At 50.6% G+C, this 11,541-nt stretch carries 8 protein-coding genes and 3 tRNA genes; 6 read left to right on the top strand and 5 right to left on the bottom strand.

Annotation, left to right across the window (positions count from 1 at the left end; genetic code table 11):
- Positions 1-526: 526 nt before the first annotated feature.
- From BZG14_RS13090 to BZG14_RS13080, 3 genes are all read right to left on the bottom strand, one after another.
- Positions 527-603 (bottom strand) — tRNA-Pro (locus tag BZG14_RS13090).
- Between the two features lie 25 nt (positions 604-628).
- Positions 629-704: transfer RNA gene (locus BZG14_RS13085), tRNA-His, on the bottom strand.
- Positions 705-739: 35 nt separating this feature from the next.
- Positions 740-816: transfer RNA gene (locus BZG14_RS13080), tRNA-Arg, on the bottom strand.
- Between the two features lie 356 nt (positions 817-1,172).
- Between BZG14_RS13080 and BZG14_RS13075 the strand changes: the two genes are divergently transcribed.
- Positions 1,173-1,574 carry a c-type cytochrome gene (locus BZG14_RS13075; protein WP_443509041.1) on the top strand — a complete coding sequence of 134 codons (402 nt, stop codon included), beginning with the start codon at positions 1,173-1,175 and terminating at the stop codon, positions 1,572-1,574.
- Positions 1,575-1,618: 44 nt separating this feature from the next.
- On the opposite strand, the gene rep is transcribed toward BZG14_RS13075, so the two are convergent.
- Positions 1,619-3,640, bottom strand: coding sequence for a DNA helicase Rep (gene rep / locus BZG14_RS13070; protein WP_077608925.1), 2,022 nt, complete (start codon positions 3,638-3,640; stop codon positions 1,619-1,621).
- A 167-nt stretch (positions 3,641-3,807) separates the two neighbouring features.
- On the opposite strand from rep, the gene BZG14_RS13065 reads away from it, so the two are divergent.
- From BZG14_RS13065 to ubiK, 4 genes are all read left to right on the top strand, one after another.
- On the top strand, positions 3,808-4,368 hold the full coding sequence (locus BZG14_RS13065) for a TetR/AcrR family transcriptional regulator (RefSeq protein ID WP_077608924.1): 561 nt from the start codon (positions 3,808-3,810) through the stop codon (positions 4,366-4,368).
- A 21-nt stretch (positions 4,369-4,389) separates the two neighbouring features.
- Positions 4,390-5,496 carry an efflux RND transporter periplasmic adaptor subunit gene (locus BZG14_RS13060; RefSeq protein WP_069360753.1) on the top strand — a complete coding sequence of 369 codons (1,107 nt, stop codon included), beginning with the start codon at positions 4,390-4,392 and terminating at the stop codon, positions 5,494-5,496.
- A 12-nt stretch (positions 5,497-5,508) separates the two neighbouring features.
- Positions 5,509-8,601, top strand: coding sequence for a multidrug efflux RND transporter permease subunit (locus BZG14_RS13055; RefSeq protein WP_069360752.1), 3,093 nt, complete (start codon positions 5,509-5,511; stop codon positions 8,599-8,601).
- Between the two features lie 93 nt (positions 8,602-8,694).
- Positions 8,695-8,961 carry a ubiquinone biosynthesis accessory factor UbiK gene (ubiK, locus tag BZG14_RS13050; protein ID WP_077486681.1) on the top strand — a complete coding sequence of 89 codons (267 nt, stop codon included), beginning with the start codon at positions 8,695-8,697 and terminating at the stop codon, positions 8,959-8,961.
- Positions 8,962-9,034: 73 nt separating this feature from the next.
- On the opposite strand, the gene ilvC is transcribed toward ubiK, so the two are convergent.
- Positions 9,035-10,519 carry a ketol-acid reductoisomerase gene (gene ilvC / locus BZG14_RS13045; RefSeq protein WP_077608923.1) on the bottom strand — a complete coding sequence of 495 codons (1,485 nt, stop codon included), beginning with the start codon at positions 10,517-10,519 and terminating at the stop codon, positions 9,035-9,037.
- A gap of 131 nt (positions 10,520-10,650) precedes the next feature.
- On the opposite strand from ilvC, the gene ilvY reads away from it, so the two are divergent.
- Positions 10,651-11,514, top strand: a complete 864-nt coding sequence (ilvY, locus tag BZG14_RS13040) for an HTH-type transcriptional activator IlvY (protein ID WP_077486679.1) — start codon at positions 10,651-10,653, stop codon at positions 11,512-11,514.
- Positions 11,515-11,541: the final 27 nt, after the last annotated feature.

The following is an 11,541-nucleotide window of genomic DNA, read 5'->3' as shown; positions in this document are numbered from 1 at the left end:
GAATAAAGCAAAGTTATTTAACAGCGCGTAACAATGATAGCGATAAACTCCAAAAAAGAAGCAATTAACAACTTAAATAATTAGCTAGTCAATTAAAGGTAGGTTTTTAAACCACTAATCAACAGGTATAGCAGTCACATCAAAAGGTGTGGTTTTTATTGCTAATTGGTGACTTTTTATCTATCAGAATCTTGATAGATCTCTAATTTCTGCATTTTATCCTCTCTCAAGGTCGCCGCGTAGGGAAAAGGCTCACCAACACGTACTCGGCAAAGCGATATAAAACCGCCCAACAACAGTGACAATTTGAGGGGGGAGAGAAATGTCCAGAGGGGGGTGGGTGAAACGAAAAAACCCCAGCCGTTAGGCTAGGGTTCGTAATAGTGGTCGGTGAAGAGGGCTTCGATGGGGCGGCCTACCGCGCGACCGGGCTTCCGTTGGGCCGGCTTCCAGCCCCCGACCCTCGATCTCCAACAAACAGGCATAAACAAAAAAAACCCAGCCGTTAGGCTAGGGTTTGTAATAGTGGTCGGTGAAGAGGGATTCGAACCCCCGACCCTCTGGTCCCAAACCAGATGCGCTACCAAACTGCGCTATTCACCGACATATTCGCTGTTAGCGAAAATAATGGGGTGGCTGACGGGACTTGAACCCGCGACAACTGGAATCACAATCCAGGGCTCTACCAACTGAGCTACAGCCACCACTGATTTTTTGCCAATTTCCTTTATCCCCGGAATGGCGCGCCCGACAGGATTTGAACCTGTGACCTTTGGCTTCGGAGGCCAACACTCTATCCAACTGAGCTACGGGCGCTTGCCCCGTTGGCGGTGACGAATATTACGGATATCACCACCAGCCGTCTAGCACTTTTTTTAATTTTTTTACTGACTGGTCTCTTTTTCAACAAATTGCGTAGAAAACGTCAGTAAGGTCTCTACTATAACGGTTTAACGTAACAATCTAAAGCGCTATAATCACCTAATCTTTACACGGAGTTAACCCAGCAACGTTGGCAAATCCGTTAAGACGAGACTGACAGGCCGCAACCGAATCACCCTTGATTGATTCACCCCCTTAGGTTGGCGGCAAATAAGATAAAAAAGGCGTTAAGCCACCAGTAATGTGGGAGTGTCATTGTGAGCGCAAAGGGAAAAAGTCTAGGTCAAATTATGGTTGCCACTGTGGCGGCCCTGTTATTTGCTTCTGCTGCGCAAGCGCTAGAAGTGTCTGAGCAAAAAAAAGCCGCCATCGCCGAACGCATTGCCCCGGTTGGTGATGTGTATATTGACGGCGAAGCGCCAACGCAAACCGCCGCCGCAGAGCCAAGTGGCCCACGCAGCGGCGAGCAGGTCTACAATACCTACTGCACCGCCTGTCACGGCACAGGCGCAGCCGGCGCGCCCAAAACAGGCGATGCCGCCGCTTGGGGGCCACGTGTCGATAAAGGCATGGAGACCCTCACCAAACATGCCATCAACGGCTTTAATGGCATGCCGGCTAAAGGGACGTGTATGGATTGCTCGGATGATGAAATTGTGGCGGCCATCGAGCACATGCTCGACGCACTTTAATACCGCCGCGCAGCCAGTGTGACAATAACGCCGCCCTTGCGGCGTTATTTGTTTTTATCCAGCATGGCTTTTAGGTTGGCGATCGCGGCTTGCCCTTTTTCCATTCGCTCTTCTTGAGATACCGGTTTTTTTTGCGATTCCCATTCGACATCGTCAAATGGCAATTCATCTAAGAAGCGGCTCTGCTGTGGCTTAATCACTTCACCAAATTGACGCCGCTCTTTACACACTACAAAGGTCAACGCCTTTTGCGCACGCGTCAGTCCGACATAAGCCAAACGCCGCTCTTCATCGATATTGTCTTCATCAATGCTCGACTGATGCGGCAATAAGCCTTCTTCCATGCCAATCAGGTAGACATAAGGAAATTCGAGCCCTTTGGAGGCATGCAAGGTCATCAACTGGACTTGGTCTGCGTCATCATCGTCTTCGCCCCGCTCCATCATGTCACGTAGTGTAAGGCGCTGAACCACTTCTCTTAGCGTTCGTTCCACCTGATCGGGGTTATCACCTTCTAAGTCGGCGACAATCCAACTGTAAAGCTGTGAGACGTTTTTCATCCGCATTTCTGCGACTTTGGGGCTTGAAGAGCTTTCGTACAGCCACTCTTCGTAGTGAATGTCACGCAAAAGCGCCCTCACCGCCGCCACGGTATCGCCTCGCTCGGCTTGATCGGATAATTCCACCACCCAGCGGGTAAACGCTTGTAGCGACGCCAAACCACGTCCTGATAAATGTTGGCTGAGCCCGAGCTCAAAGCTTGCCGCAAACAAGCTCTTTCCCCGCTGGTTGGCATAACTACCGAGCTTTTCTAGCGTCACTGGGCCAATTTCACGTCGTGGTGTGTTAACCACCCGCAAGAACGCGTTGTCATCATCGGGGTTAGTGAGCAGGCGCAGATAGGCCATGATGTCCTTGATTTCTGCACGTGAGAAAAACGAGGTGCCACCGGAGATCTTGTAAGGAATGCGGTTTTGCATCAGCGCTTTTTCGATCAAGCGTGATTGGTGGTTTCCGCGATAAAGGATGGCGTAGTCTTTGTATTGGGTGCGCCCCAAAAAACGATGACCTATCAGCTCGCCGACCACGCGCTCCGCCTCATGTTCTTCATTGTTAGCGGTCAGTACTTTGAGCATGTCGCCATCAGGCAAAGCAGAAAATAAGGTCTTTTCGAATACATGAGGGTTATTGGCAATCAAGATATTCGCGGCGCGCAGAATGCGACTGGTTGAGCGGTAGTTTTGCTCCAGTTTCACCACATGCAAACGCGGAAAGTCTTGCTGCAGATACACCAGGTTTTTCGGCTGAGCCCCTCGCCACGAGTAAATCGACTGATCGTCATCCCCGACCACGGTAAAGCGTGCACGCTCACCCACTAGCAGCTTCACTAACTGATATTGACTGGTATTGGTATCTTGATATTCATCGACCAATAAATAACGAATGCGCGCTTGCCAGCGCTCACGTACGGCTTGGTTTTGGCTAAGCAGCGCGACTGGCATCAAAATGAGATCATCAAAATCCAGCGCATTATACGCACGCATTTGTTTTTGGTAGCGCGCATAGCAGGTGGCAAACAGTTGATCACGCTCGTCTTGCGCCTGAGCCAGTGCTTCATCCGGCCCCAACATGGCATTTTTCCAATTGGAAATGGTATGCACCAACTGCCGTAGCAAATCTTTGTCGTTGTCCAACTCTTGTTCGGTCAGGGCTTTTAACAAAGCTAATTGGTCTTGATCGTCAAATAGCGAAAAGCCCGCCTTGAGCCCCAAGGTTTTGTACTCGCGACGAATGATATTGAGGCCCAAGGTATGAAAGGTCGACACCATCAAACCACGCGACTCTTGCTTGCCTAAACCTTGTGCTACCCGCTCTTTCATCTCGCGTGCCGCTTTGTTGGTAAAGGTGACCGCGGCGATATGACGTGCTTTATAGCCGCACTGCTGAACCAAATAGGCGATTTTGTGCGTAATCACCCGTGTTTTGCCCGATCCTGCTCCGGCCAAAACTAGGCAAGGTCCAGAGATATGTCGGACGGCATCGGATTGCGCGGGGTTAAGTTTCATGGTGACAACACCTCATCAGTGGCTGAATGAGCATTGTAGAGCGAATCCGACTGATGTCTATCTCACCGCAGCAGAGTGCATTTTGCTTGCTACACTTTATGCTTGTCATTTGCGCGAAAAACGCTCTAAAATGAATGAACGTTCACTCATTGCTTGGTGCATTATTCATGGACAAACGTACACAAATCTTTGCCGCGACCGAGCAATTAATCGCGACGGTTGGGCTCGACAAAGTCTCAATGCAACAAGTGGCGATACAAGCACAGGTCGCAACAGGGACCATTTATCGCTACTTCAAAGATAAGGATGACTTGCTTCGCCAACTGTCTTCGCACCTGATGATGCAATGTGCAACCCATATCCAGCAAGGGGTCAAGGATGAACCGACACTCAAATGTCAGTTTGAACGCTTGTGGCGCAATACGTGGACCATGATGCTACAACGCGATCATCTTTTATTGTCTCGTGACCAGTTTGATGCCCTGCCGCGCGATGATCAGTCTCATACTCAGCAAGAGCGAGAAGCCTTCTCCGATCTTTATCTGGTCTTTCAAGAAGGTAAGCAACAAGGCGTGCTCAAGCCCCTCGATGATGAGGTGTTAATCACCTTGGGACTCGAACCCGCTTTTTGTTTAGCTCGCAAACAGGTTCGGGGTGTTATAACCCTGGACAGTCATGCTATCGCAGATGCGATCCACGCTTGCTGGGATGCAATTTCTCTTCACTAACGACGTTCGGAGCTTACTTCGATGAAAAAATGGTTTTTCTTTATGGTTATCCTCGCGCTGCTGCTGTTTGGCAGTGTGATTGGCTTTAACCTGTTCAAGCAGCAAAAAGTTGCAGAGTATATGGCAAACATGCCAGAGCCCACCCACCCAGTCACCGCGGTGACGGTTGAGGCTGAGCCTTGGACACCAACGCTTGACGCCATTGGGTTTATTGAGCCTAACCAAGGGATCACCTTAACCACCCAAATTGCCGGTGTCGTCGATGTGATTAATTTTGAGTCTGGCCAAACCGTTGAGCGTGGACAAAACCTGGTCGAGCTCGACTCGAGTGTTGAAAAAGCCAATTTAGCCAGCACCCAAGCGCGTCTACCGGCGGCGGAAGCCAAGTTTAAACGCTACCAAGGCCTGTTTGCTAAAGGCTCTATCTCTAAAGAAGCGCTGGATGAAGCCGAGGCCAATTATCGCTCGCTTCAAGCTGACATCAATGCGCTGAAAGCCACCATTGCCCGTCGTAATATCCAAGCTCCCTTCGATGGTGTGATTGGTTTGCGTGATGTTTTCTTAGGTGAATACTTACAACCCGGTACGGACATTGCTCGCCTCGAGGACACCTCGGTGATGAAGCTGCGCTTTACCGTGCCACAAACGGATATTTCCAAAATCCGTTTAAGCCAGCCGTTACGCATTACTGTCGACGCGTATCCTGAAAAGGAATTTATCGGCTCTATCAGTGCCATTGAGCCTGCAGTCAACAGCCAGAGCGGCCTGATTAAAGTGGAAGCCAATATCCCCAACAACGACGGCCAGTTGCGCTCAGGGATGTTTGCCCGCGCCGATATCGTCTTACCGACCATTGAAGAGCAAATCGTGATTGATCAAACCGCGATTAACTTCAATTTGTACGGAGAAAGCGTCTACGTCATCCGCGAAGAGGAAGGAGAAAAACGCGCTTATCAGCAAGTACTCAAGGTCGGTGAACGTCGTGGCCATCAAGCGCGTGTTATCGAAGGTCTGCAACCTGGCGATCAGGTCGTTACCTCCGGCCAAGTGCGGTTAAGCAATGGCTCCAAAGTGAAAATCGTCGAAAACGACGCTCTCACACCACCAGAACAATTACCTCAATTGTAAGACGAGGATGTGATGCGCTTTACTGATATTTTTATCCGGCGCCCCGTGCTAGCCGCGTCAATCAGTATTCTGATTGCGCTGCTCGGCCTGCAATCTTTATTTAAGATGCAAGTCAGGGAATACCCGGAGATGACCAATACCGTGGTCACCATCACAACCAGCTATTATGGCGCCAGTGCCGACTTGATTCAGGGCTTCATCACGACGCCACTCGAACAAGCCGTGGCCCAAGCTGATAATATTGATTTTATGACCTCAGAGTCGGTACTTGGCTCCTCGACCATTACGGTCAACATGAAGCTCAATACCGACCCTAACGCCGCCTTGGCCGATATTCTTGCCAAGGTAAACTCGGTGCGTGCTCAGCTTCCTGCCGAGGCGGAAGATCCATCGGTATCCATGTCGACCGGTTCCACCACCGCTGTCATGTATATTGGCTTTACCTCGCCCGAACTCGACTCCAGTCAGATCACTGACTACCTCGATCGCGTGGTCAAGCCTCAGCTATTTACCGTGGATGGTGTCTCCAAAATCGACCTTTACGGCGGGGTGAAGTATGGCCTTCGCGTGTGGCTCGATCCTGAGAAAATGGCGGCGTTTAAATTAGCGGCCACCGACGTGATGTCCGTGCTCGATGCCAACAACTACCAGTCAGCCACTGGTCAGGCGATTGGTACCTTTATGATCTATAACGGTAGCGCCGACACCCAGGTGTCCACGCCCGAAGAGCTGCGTAATTTGGTGGTGGATACCCAAGATGGCCGCGTCGTACGCCTCGGAGACATCGCTAAGGTCTCACTCGAGAAAAGCCATGATCGGGTACGTGCACTGGCCAATGGCTCTGAAGCGGTTGTCGCCGCGATCAATGCCACCCCGTCGGCTAACCCCATCAATATTGCCGCTGACGTCATGGATATGTTGCCGGAAGTTGAGCGCAACATGCCAAGCAATATCGAGATGAATGTGCTGTATGACTCATCCAATGCAATCAATGAGTCCATCAATGAGGTCATCAAAACCATCATTGAAGCGGCGCTGATCGTATTAGTGGTGATCACCCTGTTCTTGGGCTCGTTCCGTGCGGTGATTATCCCCATTATTACCATCCCACTGTCTCTGATTGGTGTGGCGCTGGTGATGGAAATGATTGGCTTCTCGCTCAACTTGATGACCCTGCTGGCGATGGTGCTGGCTATCGGCTTGGTGGTCGACGATGCCATCGTGGTATTGGAAAACATCGACCGCCATATCAAGCTGGGAGAGTCCCCTTTCCGCGCGGCCATTATTGGTACACGGGAAATTGCCGTGCCGGTTATCTCCATGACACTAACATTGGCGGCGGTGTATGCCCCTATCGCCATGATGGGCGGGATCACCGGCTCGCTGTTTAAGGAGTTTGCGTTAACCCTTGCCGGGGCGGTGTTTGTCTCCGGGATTGTCGCGTTGACACTCTCACCAGTGATGTGTTCAACCATGCTGAAAGCTAACGCCAAGCCAAGTCGCTTTGAGCTTGCCGTGCACCGCTTCTTGGATGGCATGACCGACAAATATGCGCGCATCCTCAGTAAGGTGATGCAACGCCGTCCTGTGGTGGTGTCCTTTGCGGTGATCGTCTTTGCTTCTTTGCCTGTGCTATTTAACTTTATCCCCAGTGAGCTGGCGCCATCGGAAGATAAAGGCGTGGTGGTAATGATGGGGACGGCGCCCTCGACGGCTAACCTGGATTACATCCAAAACAGCATGGCGGAAGTGAACCAAAAGCTCGACGAACAACCAGAGGTGGCCTTTTCTCAGGTCTTTTCAGGGGTGCCGAAGTCGAATCAAGCCTTTGGTATCGCCTCACTGGTGCCTTGGAGTGAGCGGGAAGCCAGTCAGTCCGAAGTGGTAAAACGCATGGCTGACGAAGTGAAAGACATTCCGGGTATGAAGGTCACTACCTTTGAAATGCCAGAACTGCCCGGTGCCTCCTCCGGCTTGCCGATCCAGTTTGTGGTGACCACCCCGAATAATTTCGAAAGTCTCTACCAAGTGACCGCCGATATTATGTCCGAGGTACAATCTAGCCCGAATTTCGTCTATTCGGAGCTGAACCTCAACTTTGATTCGGCCACCATGAACATCAGCATTGATAAAGACAAAGCTGGGTCATATGGCGTGACCATGCGTGATATTGGCGCCACCATTGGCACCATGATGGCCGATGGCTACGTCAATCGTATCGACTTTGATGGCCGCTCGTACGAAGTGATCCCGCAAGTGGAGCGTAAGTATCGCCTCAACCCTGAATCGATCGAGAACTACTACGTGCGTGCGGCCAACGGTGATTCCATTCCGCTGGGCTCGCTGATTGACATTGAAGTCACCGCGGAACCTCGCTCACTGCCGCACTTTAATCAGCTAAACGCTGCGACCATCAGTGCGGTATCTGCGCCCGGTGTCACCATGGGTACCGCAGTGGATTGGTTCGAGAGCAAGGCAGCAGAGTTGCCTAAAGGCTATCAGCACGATTACCTCGGTGAGTCTCGCCAATACGTGACAGAAGGCAGCGCGCTGTATGCCACCTTCTTGTTCGCCTTAGCGATCATTTATCTGGTACTGGCGATTCAGTTTGAATCCTTGCTCGACCCACTGGTGATCTTGGTCTCTGTGCCACTTGCGATTTGTGGTGCCTTAATTGCTCTCGCGTGGGGGCTGTCATCAATGAACATCTACTCACAAGTCGGGTTGATAACCTTGATAGGTCTGATTACTAAACACGGTATTCTGATCTGTGAGGTCGCCAAAGAGCAGCAACTGCATCATCAAGCCAGCCGAATGGACGCAGTGAAAGAAGCGGCCAAGATTCGTCTGCGTCCGATCTTGATGACCACTGCCGCGATGATTGCAGGCCTCATCCCGCTAATGTTTGCCACCGGCGCAGGCGCCGAGCAACGCTTTAGCATCGGGATTGTGATCGTAGCAGGTCTCGCTATCGGTACGTTATTCACGCTATTCGTTCTGCCAGTGATTTATACCTATCTGGCCAGCAAGCACAAACCACTGCCTGTGTTTGTCGAAGACGATGAACTTGATAAGCTCGATGAAGACTATCGCGCATCACACTAACCCAAAGGGCCTTCGGGCCCTTTTCTTTTATCATCCTTTCGACAAGCTGTGCGTATTTACATAGAATAAAGACAGTTAATAAAGGAGTATTCCATGTTTGACCCCAAAAAACTTGAGCAAATGGCCAAGCAAATTCACGACGCCATGCCTCAGCCTGTTAAAGAGTTAGGCACGGATATGGAAGGCCGTGTGCGCCAAGCCATCCAAGGCCAGCTGACTAAGCTGGATGTAGTAAGCCGTGAGGAGTTTGATGTACAAACCCAGGTGTTACTGCGCACCCGTCAAAAGCTCACCGAGCTTGAAGCCAAGCTGGAAGCCATGGAAGCAAAAGTGGGTCAGTCGACAGATAACCAAGAATAACCCTCGCAGATATAAAAAAGCCTGACCCTCAGGCCAGGCTTCTCTTCCGCGTTATCTCAAACGATCCGCGTTATTATTTGTCGAGCGCAATTTGCTTCATATCTGTCATATAGCCGCGCAATTCCTCACCGATATACTCAATTGGGTGGTTGCGGATACGGTCATTGACCTCGATTAAGGTGGCGTTGTCGACCTGGTTAGAGGTTTCTCCAAGCCCTTTACCAATCACATCTGCGCTCACTGTTGGCATAAAGTGTTCGCGCAGCAGCGGTGTTGCCACGTTGGCGAACAAGTAGTTGCCGTACTCAGCCGTATCGGAAATGACCACGTTCATTTCATAAAGACGCTTACGCGCAATAGTATTGGCAATCAAAGGCAATTCATGCAATGACTCGTAATACGCTGATTCTTCGATAATGCCAGATGACACCATGACTTCAAAAGCAAGCTCGACCCCTGCGCGCACCATAGCTACCATCAAAATGCCGTTATCAAAGAATTCCTGCTCACTGATGCTTACATCCGACTCGGGATAGTTTTCAAACGCGGTCTGTGCGGTTTCTTCACGCCATGTGAACAAGTCTTTATCGCCGTTTTCCCAATCGGCCATCATGGTCGCGGAGAAATGGCCAGCGATGATGTCATCCATATGTTTGTTATATAGAGGACGCATCAGTTCTTTAAGCGACTCCGACAACTCAAAGGCTTTGATTTTCGCTGGGTTGGACAAGCGATCCATCATGTGAGTGATGCCACCGAACTTTAGCGCTTCAGTAATGGTTTCCCAACCATACTGAATCAGTTTACCCGCATAACCTGGTTCAACACCTTCTGCGATCATTTTCTCATAGCAAACGACCGAGCCAGCCTGCAGCATGCCACACAGGATGGTTTGTTCGCCCATCAGATCGGATTTCACTTCTGCTACGAATGAAGAGGCAAGTACGCCAGCACGGTGGCCACCGGTTGCAGCTGCCCAGGCTTTCGCAATCTCAAAGCCTTCACCTTTAGGATCATTTTCTGGGTGAACAGCAATCAGCGTCGGTACACCAAAGCCGCGTTTATACTCTTCGCGCACCTCGGTACCCGGGCACTTCGGCGCCACCATGACCACAGTAATGTCGTCACGGATGCGCTGACCCACTTCGACAATATTAAAGCCATGTGAGTAACCGAGCGCGGCGCCCTCTTTCATCAGTGGCATCACGGTTTCGACGACGTTGGAGTGCTGTTTATCTGGCGTAAGGTTAATCACCAAGTCTGCTTGTGGGATCAAATCTTGGTAGCTACCCACTTCAAACCCATGCTCAACCGCATTCTGATAAGAAGGGCGCTTTTCATCAATCGCCGCCTGACGCAGCGCATAAGCCACATCAAGACCCGAGTCACGCATGTTTAAGCCTTGGTTGAGCCCTTGCGCACCACAGCCGACAATCACCACTTTTTTACCTTTGAGGAATTCGGCCTCGGTGGCAAATTCTTCGCGCGACATAAATCGGCATACGCCTAATTGTTCCAATTGTTGACGTAAATTCAGGGTATTAAAGTAGTTCGCCATGGGGTGCTCCATTGATTCAAATCCGTGATTGGGTGTATTTTCACCGCGTATTTTTGATACTACCTTAACCACTATATTGCCTAAAGTGATATATTCACAACATAACATTGCAGTTACAGCAACAATGATTTATGAATGCAAAGCAACTCACGGGCTTTCTCCACCTCTGTGATACCAAAAGCTATACCCGGGCGGCACAGGCAATGCACGTCAGCCCTTCWGCGCTGAGCCGAATCATCCAACGTCTCGAAGAAGATATTGGTCAGCCGCTGTTTATTCGCACCAATAAAGCGGTCGATCTCACCCCAGCAGGTAAAACGCTGCTTCCCGTCGCACGTGATATTCTTCAGCTTTGGCACACGACTAAAGCCAGTATCAATGAACATGCCTCTTTGCTCGGCGGTAAGCTCACGCTCTTTTGTTCAGTCACCGCCAGTTATAGCCACTTGCCTGAGCTACTCGCGCGGTTTCGTCAACAATACCCAAATATCGAGCTACAGCTTCTGACTGGCGATCCCGCCCAAGCAGAAGAGAAGGTGCAAGACAATAGCGCCGACATTGCCATTGCCGCTAAACCCAAACGCTTGTCATCCAGCTTGGTGTTTCAACCGATTGATACAGTCAGTTTGTCGGTTATCGCACCGGCAATGGCCAGCAGTGGCATTGACCTACAAGCCATTGACTGGCAACACACACCTTTAATCTTGCCCGAAGCAGGAACAGCGCGCGTACTCGCTGATCAGTGGTTGGTCAGTAAAGGGATCGAGCCAAACGTCTATGCGCAAATAGCAGGCCACGAGGCGATTGTTAGTATGGTGGCATTGGGCTGTGGTATTGGTGTCGCGCCAGATGTGGTGATTGATAACAGCCCAGTAAAAGACAAGGTTGAGCGCTTACGCCAAGAAATTGTGCAACCTCTCGAACTGGGCCTTTGTTGTAAAGCTTCCCGCGCAAAAGAGCCTTTACTCAACGCTCTACTCGATGTCATGCGATAAACACAAAAAGCCCCAACACAATGATGC

Source organism: Salinivibrio sp. IB282 (assembly GCF_001995685.1).
Lineage (GTDB): Bacteria > Pseudomonadota > Gammaproteobacteria > Enterobacterales > Vibrionaceae > Salinivibrio > Salinivibrio kushneri.
This window is presented reverse-complemented; position numbering and strand designations above follow the sequence as displayed.